Origin of the sequence: Brevibacterium permense, assembly GCF_025506275.1 — a bacterium.
Taxonomy (GTDB): Bacteria; Actinomycetota; Actinomycetes; order Actinomycetales; family Brevibacteriaceae; genus Brevibacterium; species Brevibacterium permense_A.
The window spans coordinates 23,868-48,924 of the sequence record NZ_QYCP01000076.1; the positions used below are offsets into that span (position 1 = coordinate 23,868).

A 25,057-nucleotide genomic window follows, 5' to 3' on the forward strand; every position below is an offset into this window, starting at 1 on the left:
CAGGGCGGTGACGCGGAGAACAGTGACTTAAGATCAGACATCGGAACCGGAATGCGCACTGTTCGCGCCCCGACCCGTGTTCATGTCCGCGACACCTTCTTGAGTTAGGGTCACCGGCGGCACCGGTCGGCCCGGCGCCGATCAGCTCCCGAACGACCCGGAAGACACGTGAGAGAATACGCGCCGCAGTTCCCGTCCCCCGAACGGCCCCGTGAGGACCGCACCCTCATCGACGTCCTCCTCGAGTCGGCCGCCGCGCATCCCGATCAGCCGGCTCTCGACGACGGCACCCGGGTGCTCAGCTATTCAGAGCTCATCACCGCGATCCGCGATCTCGCACTGGAGATGGCCGAGACCGGGATCGGCCCCGGTGACAAGGTCGGCGTCCGTGTCCCTTCGGGGTCGGTGGATCTGTACCTGGCGATCCTCGCCACGCTCATGCTCGGCGCGGCCTACGTTCCCGTCGACGTCGACGATCCGGATGAGCGGGCGCGCACCGTGTTCGCCGAGGCGGCCGTGACCGGGGTGATCACCGCCGGACCGCACATCGAATCCCGCACCGACCGCGGCCCCCTCGACCGTTCCGAGCTGCGGTCTCCCACTCCCGATGACGACTGCTGGGTGATCTTCACCTCCGGGTCGACGGGCACCCCGAAGGGCGTTGCCGTCACCCACCGTTCGGCCGCGGCCTTCGTCGACGCCGAGGCGGCCCTCTTCTGCGTCGAGGAGCCGCTGGGTCCGGGGGATCGCGTTCTCGCGGGACTCTCCGTGGCCTTCGACGCCAGCTGCGAGGAGATGTGGTTGGCATGGCGGCACGGCGCATGCCTGGTCCCGGCCCCGCGTGCACTGGTGAAGTCCGGGATGGATCTGGGTCCGTGGCTGTCGTCTCGGCAGATCACCGTCGTCTCGACCGTGCCCACTTTGGCCGCGCTGTGGCCGGCGGAGAGCCTCGACAATGTCCGCCTCCTCATCTTCGGCGGCGAGGCCTGTCCGCCCGAGCTCGGGCGCCGGCTCAGTGATGATGACCGCGAGGTGTGGAACACCTATGGTCCCACCGAGGCGACCGTCGTCGCCTGTGCCGCCAAGCTCGACGGATTCGAGCCGGTGCGCATCGGCCTGCCGCTCAAGGGCTGGGACCTGGCCGTCGTCGATGCCGAAGGCGTGCCCGTCGCCGATGGTGAGACCGGTGAGCTCCTCATCGGCGGGGTCGGTCTTGCCCGCTATCTCGATCCGGCCAAGGACGCCGAGAAGTTCGCCCCCATGCCGAGTCTCGGCTGGGAGAGGGCGTATCGGTCGGGCGATCTCGTCGTCAACGATCCGGCCGGTCTCAGCTTCGTCGGTCGCGCCGATGAACAGATCAAGCTCGGGGGCAGGCGCATCGAGCTCGGTGAGATCGATGCCGCCCTGCAGGCTCTGCCCGGTGTCGAAGGAGCTGCGGCGGCGGTGAAGAAGACCGCGGCCGGCACGGACGTCCTCATCGGCTATCTCGCCCCCGGCGCCGGTTCCGGCGAGGCCGATCTTCCCGCATGGGAAGCCCGACTGCGTGACGAACTGCCGGCTGCGCTCGTTCCCCGGCTGGCTCTCGTCGAGGACCTGCCCACGAAGACCTCGGGCAAGGTCGACCGCAACGCCCTGCCGTGGCCGCTCGATGACAGCGCCGAGGCGGCCGGATCCGATGAGATCTTCGATGAGGACACGGAGTGGGTCGCCGAGCAGTGGGCCGCGGTCCTCGGTGCCCGACCCGGCCGCGATACGGATTTCTTCACTGCCGGCGGCGGTTCCCTGGGAGCAGCGCAGCTCGTGTCCCGGCTGCGCACCCGCCACCCCAGCGTCACCGTCGGCGATATCTACGCCCATCCGCGCTTCGGTGCCCTGTCCGGGCTCTGCCTCGGCGAAGAAGGATCCGGCATCGGACCGACGGGTCCCAAGCGCACGATCACACGCACCTCCCGGGGGATGCAGGCCTTCCAGGTTCTGCTCGGGATCCCTGTGCACATCCTCGGCGGGGTCCGGTGGGTGGTGCTGGCGATGCTGGCGGCAAATATCGGTGTCGGGCTCGGCGCGGATCTGCCGCTGACTCCGTGGCCGGTCGTCATCGTCCTCTTCCTCGTCTTCGTCACCGCCTGGGGACGAATGCTCATCTCCGCGGGAGCGGCGCGTCTGCTCATGATCGGGATCCGGCCCGGGGACTATCCGCGATCGGGCTGGGTGCACAAGCGACTGTGGCTGGCCGAGCACATCGCCGATCTGGCTGCGGCAGTCTCGGTGGCGAGCGCACCGTGGGTGACCTGGTATGCAAAGCTGTTGGGCAACCGCATCGGGCCCGATGCCGATCTGCACTCGGTACCGCCGGTGACCGGTTTCCTCACCCTCGGCGAAGGTGCGGCGGTCGAACCCGAGGTCGATCTCAAGGGCTGGTGGGTCGACGGCGATCTGCTGCGCATCGGACGCATCGACATCAGTCGCAATGCCACGATCGGTGCCCGGTCGACGCTCATGCCCGGCGCCGAAGTGGGTGTCGGGGCTCTCGTCGAAGCCGGGTCCGCGGTGACCGGTCGGGTGCGGAAGAATCAGATCTACTCGGGTTCGCCGGCCGTTCGCGTGGGGAAGGCGAAGAAGTCCTGGCCTGCTCCCCCGCCCAGGCGGCGTCTGCCGTTCCTGTTCTACGCCGTCGGCTCCCAGATCAATGCGCTGCTGCCGTATCTCGCTGTGGTGCCGGGCGTCGCGCTCATGCTCGGAGTCTCCGGGACTGAGGTCTTCGAGTCGCCCTGGCAGCTGGTGGCGTGGTCACCGGTCGTGGCCTGTCTGTGGTTCTTCACCACTGCACTGTTCATCCTCTTCGCGGTGCGGATCCTGGCGATCGGCATGGAAGAGGGAGAGTTCCCCGTCCGCTCGGCCCGCGGTTACCGGGTGTGGGCAACGGAGCGGCTGCTCGACATGGCGCGGGACCTGCTGTTCCCGCTGTACGCGTCGATGCTCACCCCGTTGTGGCTGCGCCTCCTCGGTGCGAAGGTGGGGCCGGGCACTGAGATCTCCACCGTTGTCTTCGTTCCGAAGATGACGACGATCGCGGCCGGTGCCTTCCTCGCCGATGACACGATGGTCGCCAGCTACGAACTCGGCCACGGCTGGATGCGGGCCGGGCGCGCGAAGGTCGGCAAACGTGCCTTCCTCGGCAACTCGGGAATCGCCTCCCCCGGTCGCAGGGTGCCGAAGAACTCCCTCGTCGCGGTGCTCTCGGCGGCACCGGCGAAGGCGAAGAAGGGATCGTCGTGGCTCGGTTCTCCCCCGGTGCAGCTGCGCCGGGCCGCCGTGGAATCCGACGAGTCGCTCACCTATGCCCCGACTTTCGGGGTCAAGGCCGCCCGTGCCTTCTGGGAGACTCTGCGGATCGTCTCGATCATCGCCGGCGGTGTGCTCATCACCGCTGTCGTGCTCACCATCTGGTTCTTCCTCGGACTCCCGGGTGGCGTGACCGCGCAGTCGACCACGTTCCTCGCCTCCGTGCTGCTGGCCCTGCTCACCTCGGGGATCGTGATGATGGCCGCCGGTGCCGTGGCGGCGGGACTGGCCGTGGCCGCGAAATGGATCCTCGCCGGTCCGATCCGACCCGGGGAGCATCCTCTGTGGTCGTCGTTCATCTGGCGCAACGAGGTGGCCGACTGCTTCGTCGAGCTCGTGGCCGCTCCCTGGTTCGCCCGGAATGCCGTGGGCACTCCTGCGATCGTGTGGTACCTGCGAGCGATGGGCGCGAAGATCGGGCACGGTGTGTGGTGCGAGTCCTACTGGCTGCCGGAGGCCGACCTCGTCCGCCTCGGGGACAATTCGACGGTCAACCGCGGCTGTGTGGTCCAGACTCATCTGTTCCACGATCGGGTGATGAGTCTCGATGCGGTTCAGCTCGATCCCGGTGCCACCCTGGGGCCCAACAGCGTCATCCTTCCGGCGTCCACTCTGGGAGAGAACGCCACGGTGGGCGCGACGTCGCTGGTCATGCGCGGCGAGTTCGTGCCGGCCCATGCCTACTTCAGCGGCAATCCTGTCATACCCTGGGTGGATGCCCCAGAACTTCCCTCACTCGAAGACGAAGGCCGAGACGAAGACGGCCGCGACGGCGCCGGCGGAAGTGCCGCCGGCGACGACGCAGGCTCCGACGGCGACCGATCGAGCCGATCGCATGCTTGATTCCTATACCCAGGGCGTCGGCAATGCGGACCTTCACATCGACCACTACGATCTCGACCTCGACTATCGGATCGGGCCGAATCGGCTCTCCGCCAGGGCGGTGCTCAAAGGTCGAGTGCTCACGGACACCTCGTCGATCCTCCTCGATCTCACGGGTCTGCGGGTGACGAAAGCCAGCGTCAACGGCAAGAAAGTTCGCTTCTCCGCACAAGGGAAGAAGCTGCGGCTGACGACCCCGGCGCTGAAGAGCGACCAGCCGGTGGTCATCGACATCAGCTACACGGGCAATCCGGAACCGGCGATCGGCACCTGGGGAGACATCGGCTGGGGGGAGCTCGAAGACGGAGTGCTCGTGGCCGGTCAGCCCGTCGGTGCCTCGACCTGGTTCCCCTGCAATGACCATCCCTCGAACAAATCCCAGTACAGGATCTCCGTGCTCGTCGAGTCCGAGTACACGGTGGTGTCCAATGGGTCGCTGACGAAGAAGACCCGAAAGGCCGGACGGACCCGCTGGACGTATGAGTCGACGACTCCCCTGGCGACCTACTTGGCGACGGTGCAGATCGGCCGCTACAAGTACGGGCAGATTCCGTTGAGCTCCGGTGCGACGAGGATCGGCTCCGCGATGCGCGGGGCTGCGAAGAATGCCGTTGCCGGTTCCGCCAGAGATGCCCTCTCCAGCGCTGTCCGAGGAGTCGCCGGCGCTGCCGGCAAGGACGAGTCTGTTCACGATTCGTCGGGCAAGCGTACGAGGCACAGCCGAACCGAGTCCCCTGTTCCCCTCGGCGTCTATGCCGATGATCATTGGGATGCGGCAGTCGAGCGCCTCGGTGTCCAACACGGAATGATGAACCTGTTCATCGACCGCTTCGGACCCTACCCGTTCGACGTCTATGACGTGGTCGTGACCGATGATGTGCTCGAGATCCCGCTCGAGTCGCAGCCGCTGTCCGTGCTCGGTCCCAATCATCTGGGACCAGAGTGGGAGGCCGAGCGTCTCGTCGCCCACGAGATGGCGCACCAGTGGTTCGGGAACTCGCTCACGCCGTCGCGGTGGAAGGACATCTGGCTCAATGAGGGCTTCGCCTGCTATGCGGAGTGGCTGTGGTCCGAGGAGTCCGGGCGTGCGAGCGCCGATGAGCGTGCGCGGCAGTGGTGGGAGGAGCTGTCCGCTCAGCCGCAGGACATCATGCTCGGTGATCCGGGCGGGCCGGACATGTTCGATGACCGCGTGTACAAGCGCGGTGCCCTGTGCCTGCATGCTCTGCGCCTCGAGCTCGGCGATGCGGACTTCTTCACCGCCGTCGGCGAGTGGACGAAGCGGTACCGTCATTCGTCGGTGAGCACCGAAGAGTTCATCCGCTGCGTATCCGGGGTGGCAGACCGTGACATCGCCGAGGTGGTCCGGCCTTGGCTCGAGGATCTCGAACTTCCGGAACTTCCGTAAAGGGGTCAGGGGGCTGAGCAGCTGACTGCGCCGCAGCCGAGGTTGGAGCTTAGCTGAGGTTGCCAGACCGTACTTCGGCCGAGTCCGACAGGGCCGCGGCTGAGACCCGCTTCCGCCGGGCCCGACCCGCTTCAGCCGGGAATGGCCGCGCTGTCTCCTCAGCCGAGCTTGCGGACGAGCACGTCCGAGTCGCCGTTGCGTCCGACGGACACGAATCCGTGGTCGGTGTAGAGTTTCGCCGCCCCGTTGCCGTCCTCGACGGACAGGCTGACGGCGGGAAAGCCGCTCATCCGCGCCAGCGCACAGACCGTGTCGAGAAGGGCTCCGCCGATTCCCTGCCCCTGATGGTCGGGCAGCACTGCCATCGAGAGTTCAGGAATGTCGGCTGCGACCCAGCCGTACCCGGTGAATGGCATCTGCTCATCCGACGGCGTCAGATCAGTGGCTGCTGACTCAGCGGCTGCCGGCTCAGCGGCTGCGTTGTCTGCGTCAGCGGACCCATCGGTGTCGGTGGCGGCCGGTGCGTCTGAACCTGAACCGGCCCCAGCGGCAGCAACAGCGTCAGCGTCAGCCACAGCGTCAGCGTCAGCCACAGCGTCACCCTCGGGCACGACTTCGCTGCGGACCACCTCGGTGCCGGTCTTGTCCAGGGCTGCGGCGAAGTCTCCGCCCACCTTTTCGTCGGCCCTCCCGACGACATCGTCGATATCGGCCAGGCGCACCCAGGCGAGTCCGACGATCGGTGACTGCACATCGGCTTCGGCGTGCGCGGCGACGGCGATATCTCCCTCGCGCCCCCAGCCGCGGTAGTAGAAGACGGCATCGCTGCGGTACCGGAGGTCCTCGAGTTCGATTCGGGGCCTGTCCATCGACCAGTTGAAGCACAGATCGAGGAAGGGCAGGAAGGTCTCATCATCGGTCTCGGCCGGGAGCGGACGGATCCGTCCGCGCAGGGACGCGGCGGCCGCCTCGGCGGAAGTGTCCAGCGAATCGGCGGAGGTGTCCAGCGAATCGGCGGAGGTGTCCTGCGAATCATGAGCGTCAGTTTGTGCAGCGTTCATGAGATTCCTTTCTCGACGGCGCGTTCGATCCACGCCCGGTTGCGTACTCGCCAGCCCAGTGTCAGGGCGCGGAAACCGACGAATCCGATGCAGAAGCCGGCCCAGAGCCCGGGTGCTCCCGGCCAGATGTTGATGATCGGGATGAGCAGAATTGCGTATCCGATCACAGCGACCAATTGTGCCAGAGCCAGATATTTCGCGTCCTCAGCTCCCATGAGCACTCCGTCGAGGACGAAGACAAAGCCTGCGATCGGCATGCTCAAGGCGAGGACCGGCAGGAGCGCGGCCAGTGCCGACACCACGGCCGGGTCGGAGGCGAAGGCACGGGGGATGATTCCGGAGCCGGCGAACAGGACGACGCCGACGACGATGCCGAAGACGATCCCCCACAGGCACAGTCGGCGGTTGATCGCGGCGACCGCCTCGGTGTTCTTCGCCCCCAGCTCGAGGCCGATCATCGCCTGGCCCGCGATGGCCAGGGAGTCGAGGGCGAGGGCGAGAGCGAAGAAGATGCTCTGAGCGACCTGGATCGCGGCGAGGTCCGTCGCGCCCATCGCCGTGGCCAGGAAGACGAGGAGGATGAGGGCAGCACGCAGCGAGGCGTTGCGCACCAACAGCCATCCGGAGGTCTTCGCCGAGGTGAACACGCCTGTCCAGTCAGGGCGGATGCTGGCGCGGAGGCGACGGGCCGCGCGAATGGAGATGGTGAGGTAGACCGCGCACATTCCAGCCTGCGCAATGACCGTGCCCATCGCCGATCCCGCGACTCCCATGTCGAGGCCGTAGATGAAGATGGCGTTGAGGCCGATATTGGCGATGCAGCCGGCGGCCGCGACGAGCAGCGGGGTCTTCGTGTCCTGAAGTCCGCGCAGCAGTCCGGTGGCCGCGATGACCATGAGCATGAATGGCAGCCCCCACCATGAGATCGCAAGGTAGGAGTGTGCGCCCGCAGTGATCATCGGATCCGGGTCGAAGGCCTCGATCGCTGTGTTCAACAGGGGCAGTCCGATGATGATGAGCAGGACGGAGGTTCCCAGCGCCAGCCAGATTCCGTCGAATCCGGCCGTGATCGCGCCCGGACGGTCCCCCGATCCCATCCGTTTCGCCACCCGCGGCGTCGTGGCATAGGCGAGGAAGATCATCAGTCCGAGCACCGTCTGCAGGATCGTCGAGGCGATCGCCAGCGATCCCAGGGCGCCGGCACCGAGGTGGCCGACCATGGCAGTGTCAGTGAGCAGGAAAATGGGTTCGGCGATCAGGGCTCCGAGCGCGGGAAGGGCCAAACGGAGAATGTCTTTGTCGATCGCTGCCACGCCCCGATTCTAGCGAACCGGTGGTGCGGTGAGCCTGTCGCGATGGATCACTTCAGAGCAGCCACGGGCTCATCTCGATCACAATGTCGTGTCAGTACCGAACTGTAGAGTCAGAGGACAAACTTATCAGAGTCGATAAAGATGAGAAACAACCGATTCTGAGTGACTCTATTAGTTTGCTTGTTCTATTTGTAATAGTATTGTTATATCAATTCATAGCGGCAGATCCTATAATTGAGATAGCCGACTTCCCTGACGACTTACTTCCACAGAGGCGTGGAGAGGTGAGAGACCGATGAAGAACATCGGAGACAGCGACGGACAGGCAGTCGGTCTGCCCACCGCTCCCCCCCGCAGAGGCTGACCGTCGAGCTCTGTCCCAGTTCCGCCGTGCTCACGGACGCCGCTTGGAGATCGCCGAGGAGAATGAGCTTGTCGACCTGCTGAGCACCTATGCGCAGAGCAGCCTCGCCCAGGTCAATTCCTTTATCGCCACCAGCCATGTCGTGGCCCAGGATGTCGCCTACGCTCTGGGGCTCATGGGCACTCGGCTCGATACGGTCTACGAGTTCGCATCTTTTACCAGAACCGCTGCCCGGCACCGTCTGCCCGAGGACAAGGGAGTCGATTGCGAGTCCGACGCCGACGACTGCACCGTCGACGTTGCTGCCGACGACGCATTCTCGTCGACCAGAAGCTGGACCCGAAGAGAGACACGTGCATGGGCCCAGGCAGTGGCCACTGTCGAGGCCGAAACCGGGCGGAAGATCGACACAGACAAAGGACGGAAGAAAGACCGCGCTGCCGGTCGCCGCACTCGGCGCGTGAAGAAGCTGGCAAAGCAGCTGCTGACCGACCCCGCTCTGCTGCCTGATTTTCCCGGCTACGACCCGAACCTGACGTTCTTCACGTGGCTGCGCGGCAGCATCGAACCGACCGAGGCCGGGGTCTATTCGAGTCTCCTCGGCGCAACGACGAGTAACTCGCTCAGGCATATGACCTCGTCGATGACGTTGACCCAGGGACTTCCGAAGTTCCTCAAGCGATGCCTCGATGGGGACTTCACGATCGAGCACGTCGATTGTGTCACTCGCGCATGCCGTGACCTGCACTTCGAGCACCTGCCGGAGTTCGACGATTACCTGGCGCACAGGCGCGCCGACATTACGATCGAGACATTCAAGCGCTCGGTCGCCTTGAAAATCGCGGTAATCCAACCGGCCGAGGACACTCTGAAGAGTGTTTCACTGCGTCGGCGGGTCGATTTCAGCAGCGGCGACGATGGGACTGCGTACCTCACCCTGACCGGGCCCGCACCGGAGCTTCAAGCGTGCTTCAGAAGGCTCGACGCCTTTGCCCGGGCAGTGCATAAGAGCAATACGAGTGCGTTCTCAGGTCAGTTGAAGGCTGGAGACTGCTTTGATGAGGAGCGTACGATCTCGGCTCTCATGTTCGACATCCTCACGCGCACGCGTCCGCAGCTGAAGCTGCGCATCATCAGCACGAACGACGTCGACAACTCGTCGACAAGCACCGATTTCCCTCTCGACGGCCTCTTCGCGGGACCCGACGGCACCCCGATGCACGAGGGTGAGTCCCTGCTCGACTACATCGAGCGGGTATTCGACGACATGGACAAGACCAGCGGCCCATCACAGGCTCAACCTGTGCCGACCGATTCGGAAACCTCCGCGCAAGATGGCTCCACCACCGATGCACCCACCACACCGGCCGACCGCGTCTTCGAATCCCAGATGCTCGAGGCCATCCTCAGCAGCAATAGCGCCACAGACCGCGACAAGGTCGACGCGCTCTCAACTTTCATCGGATCGCGTGCCTGCGGAGCTCGCCCCGCAGCTGAGGGCACCGGAGCCGAGACAGCGGGAGTAATCGATGCTTTCGGCAATCCCATCCTCGACGCCGGCGAGCGCCGCATCAGTTTCGAGTTCCTGCTTGATATGCCGACCAGTGAGTATTGGCTGGCAAATCAGGCCAGCACCTTCATCACCGTTCCGCTGCTGACTCTGCTCACCCAATTCCAGTCGGAAGACGGCAGCGTTCCGCCGCCTACCGCCGATCCCCCGGGCGCGCCGCCGCCGACAAACGATCCGCCGGGTCCACCGCCGCTGAGCACCGATCACCCTGATGCGCCACCGCCGCCCATGGGTCCCCCGGACCTGCCGCCCACGGCCGAACCACCGCCGGCACCGACAGCACCGACAGCACCGACCGGCTCAAACACACCGGCTACAGGACCTGACGGACCGCTGACCTCAAATGAGGTGTGCGATCTGGCGGGCATGCTTCCAAACGGGTCGCCGATTCCCGCCGACATGGCGCGGCGGGTCGCAGGATACTCCACCACCTGGACCCGGCTGCTGACCGACCCTGCGACTGGAACACCGGTCGATGCGAAGGCAACGTCATACGCCATTCCCAACAGCGTACGCAGAACTCTCGTCGCTCAGTTCGTTACGTGCACCTTCCCCGGGTGCACTCAGCCGGCCGAGGTGTCAGAGGTGGACCATATCGACCCGTTCAACCACTCCGACCCGACCCAGGGGGGGTCTTACTCGCTTCGGAAATCTCCATTGCCTGTGCAAAGCCCACCACATGCAGAAGACCAACGGCAGTTTCGACGTGCGGATGGCCGAACCCGGCCACCTGGAGTACGTCTTCCGCAAGGGCGTCACCGTGGAGGTCGTCTCACCGGACAACCCGATCAGCGTCGAGCATGCGCGGCTGTTCCTCGAACGATTCGGCGGGGGCCTCTCCCGCATGGGACGAGCAGCAACACCGGAGGAGTTGAGCACAGAAGGTCCTCTGACCCGCGAAAGCGCTCCAACAGCCAAGCACGAGTCCGGCAGCGATCTTGGGTCTGGCGCCGAGACGTCGTCTGCACACAGCGTCGATGCACACAGCTGCGATGCACACAGCGTCGATGCAGACACCGCTGATCCCGCGCCCGGCGATCGGAAGCGAGCACGGGAATGCCCTGAACCGGCCGCGGCCGACGGAACCCCTGGCTGGAGGGAGCTCACCGCCGAGGACCTCTTCGCTTTCACACCCACGTCTGCTCCGAGCAGTTCCGGCACCACAGCTGGCACCGCGCGTACAGACGAGGACAACGCCGAACTGCGCAGCTGGTTCTGGGACAACGGCGAACCTCCACCGTTCTGAGACGACTCCGACGACCCCGCAATGCCCTGAGGCAGGTCCTCTCAACCTGAGAGTCGTCGGTCTCCACATCAACGGAGCACGCAGAAAGGGCCGGCGTTCTCGGTCAGAATGACTAGAGAATCGTCGGCCCTCCGTTCCTGCTGAGCTGCCGGCGGAATGCCTCAGCAGACCTCGAACAGTCCGGCTGCGCCTTGGCCACCGCCGATGCACATCGTGACGACGACGTACTTCACTCCCCGGCGACGCCCCTCGATGAGAGCGTGACCGACGAGACGGGCACCGGTCATCCCATAGGGATGTCCGACGGAGATGCCGCCGCCGTCGACGTTGTACTTCTCCGGATCGATGCCAAGCCGATCACGGCAGTACAGCGCCTGAACGGCGAACGCTTCGTTGAGTTCCCACAGTCCGATGTCATCGATCGACAAACCATGGGTCTTCAGCAGCTTCGGAATAGCGAACACCGGTCCGATGCCCATTTCGTCCGGCTCACAGCCGGCCACGGCCATACCGCGGTAGACGCCCAGCGGTTCGAGTCCGCGACGGCTGGCTTCATCGCTCGACATGACCACCGAAGCAGAGGCTCCGTCGGAGAGCTGCGAGGCGTTGCCGGCGGTGATGCTCGGTACTCTCGACGCCACACCGGGATCGAGCACCGGATTGAGTCCGGCAAGGCTCTCAAGCGTCGTCGATGGGCGATTGCCTTCGTCGGCTTCGAGCAGCACATCCTGACGCGAGGTCTCCTTCGTCTCCTTGTCGACGATGACCTTCGTCGTCGGCAGAGGCACGATCTCGTCATCGAACCGTCCGGCCTCCTGAGCGGCGGCGGTACGCTGCTGCGAAGACAGGGAGTACTCGTCCTGAGCCTCTCGGCTGACGCCGTAGCGTTCGGCCACGACCTCGGCCGTGGCCAGCATCGGGTAGTAGATGCCCGGGTTGCGTTCCACGAGCCACGGATCCTTGGCCCGGAACGTGTTCATCTTGTCATTCTGGACCAGCGACACCGACTCCACGCCACCGCCGACGGCGATCTCCTGGCCGTCGAAGAGGACCTGTTTCGCCGCGGTCGTAATGCCCATCAGCCCGGAAGCGCACTGCCGGTCGATCGACATGCCCGGAACTGTCACAGGAAGCCCGGCTCGCAGTGCCGCCTGCCGAGCGACATTCGTCCCTTGGCTGCCCTGCTGCAGAGCGGCACCGAAGACGACGTCCTCGACCTCACCGCCTTCCAGACCGGCGCGCTCCACAGCATGCTTGATCGCATGGCCGGCCAACTCCTGAGCCTGGGTGTCGTTGAAGGCACCACGGTAGGCCTTGCCGATCGGCGTGCGGGCCGTCGACACAATCACTGCTTCTCTCATGGGTCTCACCTTTCGAAGATGTTCGTGAACTCGTCGTGAGGACGGTGGCGATCAGTCCTTCGGACCGCCGGCGACGTAGATGACCTGACCGGAGACGAATCCGGCGCCCTCGGAGGCGAGGAACGACGCGGTGTGGGCGATGTCCTCGGGCTTGCCCGATCGCGCCACGGGAATCTGCTGGACGGAGGCTTCGACGAACTCCTCGAAGCCCATGCCTACGCGCTCGGCGGTGGCCTTGGTCATATCGGTTTCGATGAAGCCGGGAGCGATGGCATTGGCGGTGATGCCGAACTTGCCGAGCTCGATCGCCCAGGTCTTCGTGATTCCCTGGATACCGGCCTTGGCAGCGGAGTAGTTCGTCTGTCCGCGGTTGCCCTGAGCCGAGGTGGAGGACATCGAGATGATGCGACCGAACTTCTCTTCGACCATGTAGGACTGCACGGCCCGAGCCATGAGGAACGCTCCCCCGAGGTGGACGGAGAGGACCTTGTTGAACTCCTCGTGAGTCATCTTGAATAGGAGGTTGTCACGCAGGATCCCTGCGTTGTTGACCAGAACGGTCGGCGCGCCGAGGGTCTCTGCGACCTGCTTGACCGCGGCGTTGACCGAGTCTTCGTCAGAGACATCGGCTTCGAGGCCGAGCGCTTCGCCGCCGGCTTCCTTGATGGCGGCAACGGTCTCATCGGTGGGGCCCATATCAAGAACGGCGACCTTGAGTCCGTCGGCTCCGAGTCGCTTGGCGATGGCGGCTCCGATGCCGCGGCCTCCACCGGTGACGATTGCTGTACGAGTCATGAACAAGCTCCTAAAGATGATGTTGCTTCATTGCCGTGAGGAACCGAGTGTTTGACTGCGGTTCGCGTCTGCACCGGAACCGATGTGACACAGCTCTCCCATGCAGCTAAGGCCACTGTAGACCAATTCCGTCACTGAACGATTGTTTGCTCACCTTTCAGACATATAGCCGGATCCAGCGCTTCAAAATCTCGACGCCGTTCTGCGAAGCTCGGCTCGCAAGCACCCCGACCTCGCCTTTTGTTCTCCCTGCCCGGCTCGCCCGGCAGATTAACGAACGTTCAAAAATCTAACGCAAAACCATTGACTTCACCAGGGTGATTTGGAATTGTTCACATCAGTCGAAGTCCATTACGGATTGACGACGACTCTGAGAACTGTCATTGACGACGTCTCGGACACCGTGTGGAGCGAGCCCGCTCCAGGAGCTTTTCAAAGGAGAAAAGATGAACTCTGTCTCGCGAAGTCGCCGCCGCAGACTCTCGGCAGCCGCAGTTTTGGGAGCAATCGCGTTGACTGCCACAGCCTGCGGAGGCGGTGGTGGCTCGGGTGAGGGCGACACGGTCGTCATCGGCTACACCGGACCGCTCAGCGGAGGTGGCGCCGCATACGGCGAGAACGTGAAGATCGGTCTCGAAATGGCCATCGACGACCTCAATGCAGACGGCGTAGAGGTCGACGGCAATCCCGTGACACTCGAGCTGAAGTCCCTCGACGACAAATACGCACCCTCCACCGCCGCAAGCAATGCTCAACGACTGGCCGATCAGGACAAGGCCCCGGTAGTCGTCTCCCCGAACGCCGGGGCGATCAAGGCGATTCAGCAGATCAACAGCGGCAGGTCGAACTTCCTCGTCTCCGCCTACACCTCCGACCCGGCAATCGTGCAGGCCGACAACCCTCTGACGATGATGATTCCTCCGAACTTCGAGTCCTATGCCGAGGAATTCTCCGAAACTGCCATGGAGCACGGAGGCAAGAAACTCGCCCTGCTCGGAACTCAGAGTGAGTACGGACAGCAGTGGACCAAATCGATCAAGGATGCGTGGAGCGAAGCCGGCGGGAAGATCGGCGGTGACAACAGCGTCGACTACGCCACCGTGTCCGACTTCGCGGGCCCCGTCTCGAAAGCCCTGTCAGAGAAGCCCGACGCCATCTTCGTCGGCGGACCGTCCCAACCGACAGCGCTGATCATGGAAGAAGCTCGAAAGCAGGGTTTCAAGGGCAGCTTCCTCGTCATGGACCAGGCGAAACTGGACGAAATGGCCACGGTGACGAAGCTCGACAATCTCAAGAATTCGGTCGGCGTCCTGCCGGTCTCCGAATATGAGGATCCCGGTACGGAGGACTTCCTGAAGAAATTTGCTGAGAAGGCCGGAGAGAAGAAGGTCCCGACCAGTGAAACGGCGCTGAACTACCAGGGAATTGCGATCATCGCGAAGGCGATGGAGGCCGCCGGGACAACCGACGACCCCGAGAAGATTCGCGAAGCCATCAGTGAGGCACTGCCCGACGTCGATGACAAATACAAGGTCAATGGCTTCCCCGACGAGATCACAGAACAGGGCCACCTCCTCAATCCCAACCTGGAAGCAACCTTCCTCAATGAGGACGGCAAATACACCAAGGTGCCGATCGAACAGGTATCCGACGAAAAGTAGTCTCCGTCAGCGGCCGTTCTGAAGGTGAGGCGCATCGGTGCGCCTCACCGGGCCGCTCTCATGCCTGCAGAGGACCCGAAAATCATGACCCTCTTCATCCAGCAACTCTTCAATGGCCTTGCACTGGGCGGTGTCTACTGTCTCGCTGCGATCGGGCTGACATTGGTGTTCGGAGTGCTGCGCATTCCCAACCTGGCTCACGGTGCGCTGTACATGCTCGGTGCCTACATCACCTACTTCTTCCTGACAACCGTCGGCGTTCCCTATATCGCCGCAATCGGCATCGCTGCGATCATGCTCTTCATTGTCGGAGTCGGTCTCGAGCGCCTCGTCTTCCACCCCTTGCGCAACTCCCCGCATACTCATCACATGATCGCGGCCGTCGGTGCGATGTTCTTCTTCCAAGCACTGGCTCAAGCGATCTGGGGCGCTGACTTCCGCCGCATGGACACACCGATCACCGGCGAACTCCGCATTCTCGGCGCCGAGATCTCTGCGCAGCGAATCGTCATCATCGTCACCGCTGTGATCGTCTTGGCGCTGTTGGCGCTGTTCATCAAGCGGTCCATCCATGGCCAGACGATCGAAGCGATCGAACAGGATCGCGTCGGTGCATCGCTGGTCGGCATCAACCCGTCGATGGTTTCGATGCTGACACTGGGGCTGTCCGCCCTCCTGGCCACCATCGCGGCGGGCCTCGTCGCACCGATCAACCTCCTGTCCCCGACGATGGGCGACGCGCTCAACCTCAAGGTATTCGCAATTATCATCCTCGGTGGTCTGGGGTCGCTTCCGGGCGCCATCGTCGGCGGTTTCGCACTCGCTATCGCCGAGACGATGACGGCGACCTACATCTCCTCAGCTGTCGGAGAAGCCGTGGCATTCATCGTTCTCGTCGCTGTGCTGGCCATCAAGCCGAACGGACTGTTCACGAAGGCGGTGCAGCGATGAACGCAATGAAGAATCCTCGAATCATCGGCACCACCGCCGTCATCCTCCTGCTCGGCCTGACGCCTCTGGCATTTGCGCAGGAGAACTACGCGATGCGAGTGATCACCGTGGGCATGTGTGCTGCGATCGCTGTCTACGGCCTCAACATCATCCTCGGTTTCACGGGACAGCTGAACCTGGCTCAAGGCGGGTTCTTCGGAATCGGCGCCTATGGGGTCGGGCTGCTCACCACCGACTACGACTGGAGCTTCTGGGCAGCGTTCGTCGTGTCCGTGATCGGGACTGCGGTGATCGGCTACCTCTGCGGGCTGATTGCCCTGCGGACCAAGGATGAGTACTTCGCCATCTTCACCATGGCTATCGGCTTCATCATCTTCCTCGTCATCAGCCGCTGGGAGCCCGTCACCCATGCCCATTCCGGGGTCAACAATGTGAAATTCCCCGAAGGCGGAGGGCTCGTCGACTTCGAATCTCCGGTCGCGATGTTCTACCTGGTATTCGCAATCCTTCTCATCTGTGTCTATACGACCTATGCGATTCGGCGTTCGAGCGTAGGCCGCACACTGCTGACCATCAGGACGAGCGAAGATCTGGCGGATGCGATCGGAGTGCGCGTCGGCTTCAGCAAACAGCTCGCGTTCGCCGCGTCGGCTGTCTTCGGCGGAGTCGGCGGCGGCCTCTACGCAACAGTGGTCGGTTTCATCGGACCCGATGCGGCATCGATCGACAAGACCTTCGAATTCCTCATGTTCATTCTCGTCGGAGGCATGGGCACTGTCGCGGGTCCTCTGCTCGGAAGCATGATCGTGACATTCCTGTTCGAACTCTTCCAGGACTTCCAGGCCTATCGATTCATCGTGCTGGGTCCCATCATCGTCGCCCTCGTGATCTTCGCGCCGCGGGGAATCGTCGGATACCTCGGCGGATTCGTCGACAAACGCAGTCGACGGCGCAGGGCGGAGGCAGCCCGTGGTGCCGACGACGATCTCGATTCGACAGGTGCTTCGACCTCCGGCGGAGCAGGCGACCACCGCGCACGCAACCTCGCGGACGGGATCGAATCGGGTGCCGGCCGGACCGGAGGCACGCCCTCTTCCGAGGAGACGAAATGACAATGCTTGAAATACGAGACCTCGGTAAGCGCTTCGGCGGGCTCGATGCGGTCAAGGACGTCAGTCTGGACGTCGAGGAAGGTCAGATCACCGCAGTCATCGGTCCCAATGGAGCAGGCAAGTCCACGCTGTTCAACCTTGTCCATGGCTTCTATCGGCCCACTGCCGGGACCATCAGCTTCAAGGGTGAGGACATCACACATTCGTCCCCACACCGGACTGTGGCCGGCGGCATTGCCCGCACATTCCAGACAACGAACCTGTTCGATGACAGCACTCTGTTGGAAAACGTTTTGGCCGGTCGAATCGTCCGTTCGAAGTCCAACGTCTTCGACGCGGTCTTCCACACGCCTCGCCATCGTCGTGAATCACGCATCAACGAAGACAAGGCGATGGAAGCTCTTGAGTTCTGCGGGGTCGCGGAACATCGGCACGATCTCGCGTCCAATGTTCCGCAGGAGGTGCAGAAGCGCACCGCAGTCGCCATGGCCCTGGCCACTGAGCCCGAGCTGCTGCTGCTCGACGAACCCGCCGGCGGCATCCCCGAAGAGGAGACCGTCGATTTCGGCAACCTCATTCGGTCGTTGCCACAGCGAGGCGTTTCCGTCCTCCTCGTCGAACACAAGATGACGATGATCATGGACCTCGCGGACACGATCCTCGTCCTCGACCATGGGCAGAAGCTTGCGCTCGGCGCACCGGCGGAGATCCAAACGAATCCGGACGTCATCCGTGCCTATCTCGGTTCGACAGCACAGGAGGAGAACTGATGCTCACGCTCGACAATGTCAGCACCGGGTACGATGCCACGAACGTTCTCCACGGGGTGAGCATCACGGCGAATCCAGGAGAGCTCACCGTGGTCCTCGGAGCGAACGGGTCAGGCAAGACGACACTCTTCAGAACCATCAGCGGACTGATGCGTGTTCGTGCCGGGTCGATCACCTATGAGGGTCGTCAGCTGCAACGAGCTCGCCCGAATGCCATCGTCAAAGCCGGTATCGCGCACTGCCCGGAGGGTCGCCATCTGTTCGGCAAGATGTCGGTGGAGAAGAACCTGCGTCTGGGGTCCTATCCTCACCGGAACAGATCGCGAACAGAAGAGGTCTACGCTGAGGTACTCGATATGTTTCCGATCCTCAAAGAGAAGGCGAAGCAACCGGCAGGATCCCTGTCCGGCGGACAGCAGCAGATGGTCGCAATCGGACGAGCATTGATGTCCGACCCGAGCCTGCTGATCCTGGATGAGCCGTCGATGGGCCTGGCTCCCATCGTCGTCGAGCAGGTGCTCGAGTCAGTCGCCCAGATCAATCGAAACGGCATCGGCGTCCTGCTCAGTGAGCAGAATGCGAAGGCATCACTGGCGATCGCCCACAGAGGATACGTCCTTGCTGAGGGGCGGATCGTCCTCGCTGACGATGCCTCCCGGCTGCTCGACAACCCCGAGGTTCAGGCGGCCTACCTCGGCCTCTGACGAATAAGAGATTCAGCTGTTCAAGAGGGCGACAGTTCGGAACAAACATCTCGCCGGGGCGGCTCGGCCACCTCGGCGAGATTTCGCTGAGTTGATCGTTCCGAACGTTGAGAACGGTCAGTCACACTCATTCAATTCGGTTGGGCGTGCCCGGCCGTCTCACTCATCCTGGAACCGGGAGACGTCCCCAGCTCCGACGCGAGCCACCTCGGGGTATCGCCCGGTGAAGTCGATGACCGAGGTCGGCACAACTCCGGGGACACCGGACTCGATGACGATGTCGAGATCGTTGCCGAGCTGGTCCATGACATCCTCGGCGTGAGTCAGCGGATCCTCATCGCCGGGCAGCAGCAGCGTCGAGGACAGGATCGGCTCCCCCATCGCCTCGACGAGGGCGAGTGCCGTGACGTTCTGCGGAATCCGAGCGCCGACCGAATGCTTCTTCGGGTGCATCATCCGGCGCGGAACTTCCTTCGTCGCCTTCATGATGAACGTGTACGGCCCCGGCGTCATCGATTTGATGGCTCGGAAATCGGAATTGTCGACGATGACGAACTGACCCAGCTGAGCGAAGTCATGGCACATCAGCGTGAAATGGTGCTTCGAGCCGAGATGCCGGATGCGGGTGATCCGCTCGATGCCTTCCTTGTTGTCCAAGGCGCAGCCGAGCGCATAACAGGAATCCGTCGGATAGGCGATCAAGCCACCGTTCCTGAGTGACTCAGCGGCCTTCTCGATCAGTCGGTCCTGCGGGTTCTCCGGATGGATATTCAGTAGTGTCGCCATACTTCATGCTAACCACTCTGCCGTCACAGTGCGAGGGGTTGACGGACAAGTGCCCGGCAATGCGAAAACGGTGGGCTCTTCGAGCCGAAACCTTTTGGCGGCGTCGGGACAGTCCGTCAGCCTCCCAGACCGAGCAAGAGATATTGATCAGTCCGCCGTCACTGGCTTCTTCAGCCCTTTGACAAGTTCGGCTCGGCCGGTGCGCGGATCGGAGGCGAGAAGGATATTCACCCACCTGGCCCGCGGATCCGCGTCAACCAGCAGAGCCTTGATGAGCAGTGTCGCCGGCAGTGCGAGCAGCGCGCCGAGCCAACCGAGGATCCACACCCAGAACAGCAGTGACAGGAAGGAGATCAGCGGGGTCACGCCCACCGACTCACCTGTGAACTTCGGCTGGATGATCGCCTGGATGACGAAGTTGAGCACGCTGTAGGCGATGACCACCCACAGGGCCGACTGCCAGCCGCTGTCGACCAGCGCCAGCACGGCTGGTGGGACGAGACCGATGACGAAGCCGATATTCGGGATGTAGTTCGTCAGGAATGCGAGCACTCCCCACACCCAGATGAGCGGGACGTCGATGATCGCCAAGGCGATGACATCGAGGAATGCGACGATGAGGCCGAACACCGTGGCCACCACCCAGTAGCGGCGGACACCGCTGGCGAAGTCGCCGATCGACGCCGACAGCGAGGGCTTCACATCGAGCAGCATCGCCATCCGCTTGTCGATGCCCATCGAGTCCATCGCCACGAAGAACACCGCCATGATCACCGTGGTCAGGAGGCCCGCAACCGACGACAGATTTGTCAGCAGCGGATAGACGGCGTCGAGGACGGAGCGGACGTCGAAAGCCGAGAGCTGCTGCTGGATCACCGAGGAGGTCACCCCGATGTCCGACAGCAGCGCCAGAGTGCTCTGGTAGGTGGCCACGAGTTCGTTGCTGTAGCTGGGGATGAGGATGACGAGCTCGGCGACAGACCATGCCGTGAGGCCGAAGAACGCGAAGATCATGCACAGCACGAGTACGACCGAGATGCACGCCCCGATCGCCCGCGGCACCTTGATCCTGGTGAGCAGTCGCTGCACCGGGTAGACGACGATGTAGAAGTTGAGCGCGAGGAACACCGGAGCCACGATGTCCTGGAGTCCGCGGAAGAACATCAGCGCGTACGCCAGCCCTGCCAGCGTCACCGCGATCATCAGCGCTCGCGCCGGTGGCCGCGCGTGCCAGGGCCGTGCCTCGCCCGCTGCGTCGGAGTCGGCATCGGTTGCTTCATCGGCCGCCGCGCCCGCCACAGTTCCAGAAGCCGTGCCCGCCGTTGTATCTGAAGTAGTGGATCCCACCGTCACCGAGGCGGCCGAACCGGTCCGGTCCCCCGCTGAGGCGGAACTCCCGGAAGTCTCCCCCGCCGTTTGTGAGGACGGCGCAGGCTCGGCCGGGCGCGCGGCATCGCCGGCTGATCCGGCCGCACCGTCAGCGGCGCCCGACGCCTTCGCCTGCTCGTCCTCGTTCATTCAGCGTCCCCGACGCTTCTCACGGATGCGCATCGACACCTCGATGGGGGTGCCTTTGAAGCCGAAGGTCTCGCGCAGGCGACGGACGATGAACCGGCGGTAACCGGGATCGAGGAAGCCGGTGGTGAAGAGCACGAACTTCGGCGGACGCGACTGCGCCTGAGTGCCGAAGAGGATGCGCGGCTGCTTACCGCCGCGCACCGGGTGCGGGTTGGCCGCGACCAGCTCACCGAGGAACGCATTGAGTCGTCCCGTCGGAATACGGGTGTCCCAACCTTCGAGAGCGGTCTCCATCGCCGGCACGAGCTTCTCCGCATGACGGCCGGTCTTCGCCGAGATGTTCACGCGCGGTGCCCATGCCACATGGCCGAGATCCCGTTCGATCTCCCGCTCCAGATAGAAGCGACGTTCGTCATCGAGCAGATCCCACTTGTTGAACGCCAGCACCACGGCACGTCCCGCCTCGACGGCGGTCGTGACGATGCGGACGTCCTGCTCGCTCAGGGGATCCTGGACCTCCATGAGGACGAGAGCCACCTCGGCGCGTTCGAGCGCGGTCTGCGTGCGCAGCGCTGCATAGAAATCGGCGCCGCTGGCCTGATGGGCGCGACGGCGAATACCGGCAGTATCGACGAAGCGCCACTGCTTCCCGCCGAGTTCGATGAGCTCGTCAACCGGGTCACGAGTGGTGCCTGCGACATTGTCCACGAGTACGCGGTCGGAACCGATGAGCTGGTTGAGCAGGGACGACTTGCCGACGTTCGGGCGACCGACGAGGGCCACTCGACGCGGTCCGCCTTCTTCGACGCGAGTGTCGACGGCCGAGACCTCAGGCAGGATCGTGAGCACTTCGTCGAGCAGGTCGGCGACTCCCCGGCCGTGCAGAGCCGAGACAGTCCACGGCTGGCCGAGGCCCAGGCCCCAGAGTTCGGCGGCCATGAGCTCGCCGCGCTCGTCGTCGACCTTGTTCGCGGCGAGGAGGACCGGCTTCTTCTTCCGGCGCAGCATCTTCACGACCATCTCATCGGTCGAGGTCGGGCCGGTCGTGGCATCGACGACGAGGAGCACGGCATCGGCCATGTCCACGGCGACCTCGGACTGGATCGCAATGCGCGAGGCCATGCCCTTCGAGTCCTGGTCCCAACCGCCGGTGTCGACGAGGGTGAATTCCTTCGTGTTCCATTCCGCCCGGTAGCTCACGCGGTCACGGGTGACGCCCGGAACGTCCTCGACGACGGCTTCGCGGCGGCCGAGGATGCGGTTGACCAGCGTCGACTTGCCGACGTTGGGCCGACCGACGACGGCCAGCACCGGTGCGGCACCGAGCTCTTCGTCTTCGTCCTCGTCGAAGCCGTAGGCGCGCAGCAGCGCACGGTCTTCGTCTTCGAGCTCATAGCTTTCGAGTCCGGCCTCGAGCGCGGTCGCCCGCTGCTCGGCCTCCTCGTCGCTGATGCTCTCGACACGGTCGACGAGGTCTTCGTCGGGTGTCTCGTGGAATTCGGATTCGCTCATTGTGAGTCCTTCACCAGCTGCAGCACCGTCTCGACCACCTGGTCGAAGTCGATGTCGCTGGTATCGAGTGTGAACACTCCGTCGGCGGCCTCTAAGAAGCTCGTCGTGGCGGAGTCCTTGGCGTCACGGCCCGTGACGAGGTCTTGGGTGGCGGCGACCGCCTCGGCGTCGGCATTGCCGTGCACTTCCTTGGCCCGGCGGGCCACGCGGACCTCATCGCGGGCGGTCATGAGGATGCGCACATCGGCATCGGGGGCCACCACAGTGGTGATGTCCCGGCCCTCGACGACGATGCCCTCGGGTGCGGCGGCGATATAGGCCCGCTGCATCTCGATGAGCTCCTCGCGGGCGTCGATGACACCGGAGACCGTCTGCACGTTCGCCGACACGTCCTCACCGCGGATGTCCTCGGTGACGTCGATGTCATCGACGGAGACGAAGAATTCGTCGGGGCTGAGCGAGATCTCCAGATCCGCTCCGCGCACCTGCTCGAGCACGTCGACGGGGTCGGTGACTCCGCGGTTGAGGCACAGCCACGCCATCGCCCGGTACATCGCACCGGTGTCCAGGTACTGGTAGCCCAGCCGACGCGCCACCTCCTTGGCGGTGCTCGACTTGCCCACTCCGGACGGTCCGTCAATGGCTACGACGCTCATGCAGTTCCTTCTTTCTCGATGGCGGATTCGGGGATCTGCCATCCCTTCGACAGCAATCCGATCTCCAGCTCCTGCTGGATGGCCGGGACCACGGACACGTCGACCATGCCCAGTTTCCGACCGGAGGCGTGATCCATCCGGAAGTCCTCGACATTGACGCCGAGGTCGCCGATGTCCTTGAACAGCCGGGCCAGCATTCCGGGCGTATCCGGAACGAGGATCGTGACAACAGCATAGGTGGTCGGCGGCTGCCCGTGCTTGCCGGGAATCCGGTCGTGTCCCTCATTGCCGAGAGCGATCGCCTTGGCGAGCAGTCCCGTCGACCCGGGTCCGAGTTCGAGTGCGCCGATGACCTCGTCGAGCTCGGTGCGCAGATCGATGAGCACGGAGCGGACCTCTTCGGCGTTTCCGGTCAGGATCTGCGTCCACAGTCCCGGGTCCGAAGCGGCGATGCGGGTGACATCGCGCAGTCCCTGCCCGGCCAGCGAAATCTCCTCCAAGGGCGCATGCCGCAGTTGAGAAGCGACAAGGGAGGACACGATCTGCGGCACATGCGAGACCTTCGCGACCGCGGCATCGTGGATGCGCGGATCCAGGTGGAGCACCGAGGCACCCGTATCTTCGGCCATGGCGATGACCTCGCCGAGGCGGTCGGCCGGGGTGTCCTCATCCGAGCAGATCACCCAGGGACGGGCCGTGAACAGGTCCGACTGGGCGGCGATCGCCCCGGACTTCTCGCGTCCGGCCATCGGATGGCATCCGATATAGCGATCGAGCTGAGATTCCGTGACCAATTCGCGCACCGCTTCGAGGAGGCGGGTCTTCACGCTGGCGACGTCGGTGACCGTGGCGTTCGGGTAGTCCTCGAGCGCCGAGGCGATGACCCGTGCGGCGACGTCGGGCGGGGTGGCCACGACGACGATGTCCGGGTGCGCGGCAGGCGATGTCGCGTCGGCGGCGACGGTCGGATCGGCCACCTCGGCGAGGTCTTCGGTCGGATCGGCCACCTCAGCGAGGTCTTCGGTCGGATTGACGACCTGACCGGCGCCGAGATCCGCGGCGAGCTGCTGCGCGGTCGGTGAGGTGTCTTCGAGGGTCACCTGATGACCCTTTGCGCTCAGCGCCAATCCCAGGCTGGCACCGAGCAGGCCGGTGCCGATGATGTGGACTCTCACAGACCGACGGCCTCGAACAGTGCACCGACCTCATCGGAGCGCAACGGGCGGATCTTGCCCTGCTTCTGCTCGTCGAGGACGATCGGTCCGAACTTCAGCCGAACGAGGCGCTCCACCGGGTGGCCGATCTCGGCGAGGAGGCGGCGCACGATGCGGTTGCGGCCGGAATGGAGGGTGAGTTCGACGACGGACTTGCCCGGGGTCGAATCGACGAGCTTGAAGTCGTCGACCTTGACGAACCCGTCTTCGAGGTCGATTCCGGCCTTGAGAATGGCACCGGCATCCTTCGCCAGCTGCCCCTTGACCTTCGCGAGGTAAGTCTTCGGGATCTCGTAGCGCGGGTGGGCCAGGCGGTTGCTCAGCTCCCCGTCGTTGGTGAGCAGGATGATGCCCTCGGTCTCCGTGTCGAGACGGCCGACGTGGAAGAGGCGCTCGTTGTTGTTCCGCACGTAGTCAGCCAGGCAGGGACGGCCCTCGGGGTCGCTCATAGTCGACACGACTCCCGCGGGCTTGTTGAGCACGAGATAGACCTTCTTGGTCTGTGTCGAAATTCTCACTGTGTCCACGTACACGGACTGTGTTTCGGGGTCGATCCGGGTGCCGAGTTCGGTGACGATGGACCCGTCGACCTCGACGCGGCCATCGGCGATGAGCTGCTCACAGGCACGGCGTGATCCCAGACCCGCCTCGGCGAGCACCTTCTGCAGCCGCACACCCCCGCTGACGTGGGCGTCTGATGTCTGACCGGCTCCCGAACCACCCTTGTTGGAGGCCTGATTCGCCGTCGCTGCGCGCTGTTTTCGGCTGGGTCGGTTCTGGCGCCCGCCGGGGGCGCGGTGATCACGGTAGGGACTCATACATCCATTCTCT

At 64.1% G+C, this 25,057-nt stretch carries 18 protein-coding genes; 8 read left to right on the forward strand and 10 right to left on the reverse strand.

All coding sequences use genetic code 11. The features are described from left to right. Nucleotides 1-168: 168 nt before the first annotated feature. Complete coding sequence (locus D3I60_RS04440) at nucleotides 169-4,185, forward strand: Pls/PosA family non-ribosomal peptide synthetase (protein ID WP_262774929.1); 4,017 nt, start codon at nucleotides 169-171, stop codon at nucleotides 4,183-4,185. Beyond that, a complete protein-coding gene (locus tag D3I60_RS04445; protein ID WP_262774967.1) occupies nucleotides 4,178-5,632 on the forward strand; it encodes a M1 family metallopeptidase in 1,455 nt (484 codons plus the stop codon). The genes D3I60_RS04440 and D3I60_RS04445 overlap by 8 nt, the downstream gene beginning before the upstream one ends. A 158-nt stretch (nucleotides 5,633-5,790) precedes the next feature. Here the strand turns inward: D3I60_RS04445 and D3I60_RS04450 are convergent, their stop codons facing one another. Beyond that, entirely contained in the window at nucleotides 5,791-6,693 is a 903-nt protein-coding gene (locus D3I60_RS04450) for a GNAT family N-acetyltransferase (protein ID WP_262774930.1), read from the reverse strand. After that, the gene (locus tag D3I60_RS04455; RefSeq protein WP_262774931.1) at nucleotides 6,690-8,006 is read right to left on the reverse strand and encodes an MATE family efflux transporter; all 1,317 of its coding nucleotides are present in this window, start codon (nucleotides 8,004-8,006) and stop codon (nucleotides 6,690-6,692) included. The genes D3I60_RS04450 and D3I60_RS04455 overlap by 4 nt, the downstream gene beginning before the upstream one ends. Nucleotides 8,007-8,413: 407 nt before the next feature. Between D3I60_RS04455 and D3I60_RS04460 the strand changes: the two genes are divergently transcribed. Then, entirely contained in the window at nucleotides 8,414-10,963 is a 2,550-nt protein-coding gene (locus D3I60_RS04460) for a hypothetical protein (RefSeq protein WP_262774932.1), read from the forward strand. A 384-nt stretch (nucleotides 10,964-11,347) separates the two neighbouring features. Here D3I60_RS04460 and D3I60_RS04465 read toward each other — a convergent pair whose 3' ends face one another. Then, on the reverse strand, nucleotides 11,348-12,547 hold the full coding sequence (locus D3I60_RS04465; protein ID WP_262774933.1) for an acetyl-CoA C-acyltransferase: 1,200 nt from the start codon (nucleotides 12,545-12,547) through the stop codon (nucleotides 11,348-11,350). Between the two features lie 51 nt (nucleotides 12,548-12,598). Next, nucleotides 12,599-13,342, reverse strand: coding sequence for an SDR family oxidoreductase (locus D3I60_RS04470; RefSeq protein ID WP_262774934.1), 744 nt, complete (start codon nucleotides 13,340-13,342; stop codon nucleotides 12,599-12,601). 446 nt (nucleotides 13,343-13,788) lie between these two features. Here D3I60_RS04470 and D3I60_RS04475 point away from each other — a divergent pair, with 446 nt between their 5' ends. The 5 genes from D3I60_RS04475 (at nucleotide 13,789) to D3I60_RS04495 (ending at nucleotide 18,540) form a co-directional block, all read left to right on the forward strand. Continuing rightward, nucleotides 13,789-15,003: an ABC transporter substrate-binding protein gene (locus tag D3I60_RS04475; RefSeq protein WP_262774935.1), complete on the forward strand. Its 1,215-nt coding sequence runs from the start codon at nucleotides 13,789-13,791 to the stop codon at nucleotides 15,001-15,003. A gap of 84 nt (nucleotides 15,004-15,087) precedes the next feature. Next, the gene (locus D3I60_RS04480; RefSeq protein ID WP_139469740.1) at nucleotides 15,088-15,954 is read left to right on the forward strand and encodes a branched-chain amino acid ABC transporter permease; all 867 of its coding nucleotides are present in this window, start codon (nucleotides 15,088-15,090) and stop codon (nucleotides 15,952-15,954) included. Nucleotides 15,955-15,959: 5 nt separating this feature from the next. Continuing rightward, nucleotides 15,960-17,066: a branched-chain amino acid ABC transporter permease gene (locus D3I60_RS04485; RefSeq protein ID WP_262774936.1), complete on the forward strand. Its 1,107-nt coding sequence runs from the start codon at nucleotides 15,960-15,962 to the stop codon at nucleotides 17,064-17,066. Continuing rightward, the gene (locus D3I60_RS04490) at nucleotides 17,063-17,836 is read left to right on the forward strand and encodes an ABC transporter ATP-binding protein (RefSeq protein ID WP_262774937.1); all 774 of its coding nucleotides are present in this window, start codon (nucleotides 17,063-17,065) and stop codon (nucleotides 17,834-17,836) included. Before D3I60_RS04485 ends, D3I60_RS04490 begins: the two co-directional genes overlap by 4 nt. Continuing rightward, entirely contained in the window at nucleotides 17,836-18,540 is a 705-nt protein-coding gene (locus D3I60_RS04495; protein WP_139908273.1) for an ABC transporter ATP-binding protein, read from the forward strand. The genes D3I60_RS04490 and D3I60_RS04495 overlap by 1 nt, the downstream gene beginning before the upstream one ends. A 159-nt stretch (nucleotides 18,541-18,699) precedes the next feature. Here D3I60_RS04495 and D3I60_RS04500 read toward each other — a convergent pair whose 3' ends face one another. The 6 genes from D3I60_RS04500 to D3I60_RS04525 all read right to left on the reverse strand — a co-directional run bounded on the left by D3I60_RS04500 (nucleotide 18,700) and on the right by D3I60_RS04525 (nucleotide 25,044). Beyond that, entirely contained in the window at nucleotides 18,700-19,326 is a 627-nt protein-coding gene (locus D3I60_RS04500) for an L-threonylcarbamoyladenylate synthase (RefSeq protein WP_101546252.1), read from the reverse strand. A gap of 147 nt (nucleotides 19,327-19,473) precedes the next feature. Next, complete coding sequence (locus D3I60_RS04505; RefSeq protein WP_262774938.1) at nucleotides 19,474-20,844, reverse strand: AI-2E family transporter; 1,371 nt, start codon at nucleotides 20,842-20,844, stop codon at nucleotides 19,474-19,476. Continuing rightward, nucleotides 20,845-22,356 (reverse strand): ribosome biogenesis GTPase Der, encoded by a 1,512-nt coding sequence (der, locus tag D3I60_RS04510; protein WP_262774939.1) that lies wholly within the window; start codon nucleotides 22,354-22,356, stop codon nucleotides 20,845-20,847. After that, on the reverse strand, nucleotides 22,353-23,012 hold the full coding sequence (cmk, locus tag D3I60_RS04515; RefSeq protein WP_262774940.1) for a (d)CMP kinase: 660 nt from the start codon (nucleotides 23,010-23,012) through the stop codon (nucleotides 22,353-22,355). Before cmk ends, der begins: the two co-directional genes overlap by 4 nt. Then, nucleotides 23,009-24,187 (reverse strand): prephenate dehydrogenase, encoded by a 1,179-nt coding sequence (locus tag D3I60_RS04520; protein ID WP_262774941.1) that lies wholly within the window; start codon nucleotides 24,185-24,187, stop codon nucleotides 23,009-23,011. Before D3I60_RS04520 ends, cmk begins: the two co-directional genes overlap by 4 nt. Then, nucleotides 24,184-25,044, reverse strand: coding sequence for a pseudouridine synthase (locus D3I60_RS04525; RefSeq protein ID WP_139908276.1), 861 nt, complete (start codon nucleotides 25,042-25,044; stop codon nucleotides 24,184-24,186). The genes D3I60_RS04520 and D3I60_RS04525 overlap by 4 nt, the downstream gene beginning before the upstream one ends. Between the last annotated feature and the right edge of the window lie 13 nt (nucleotides 25,045-25,057).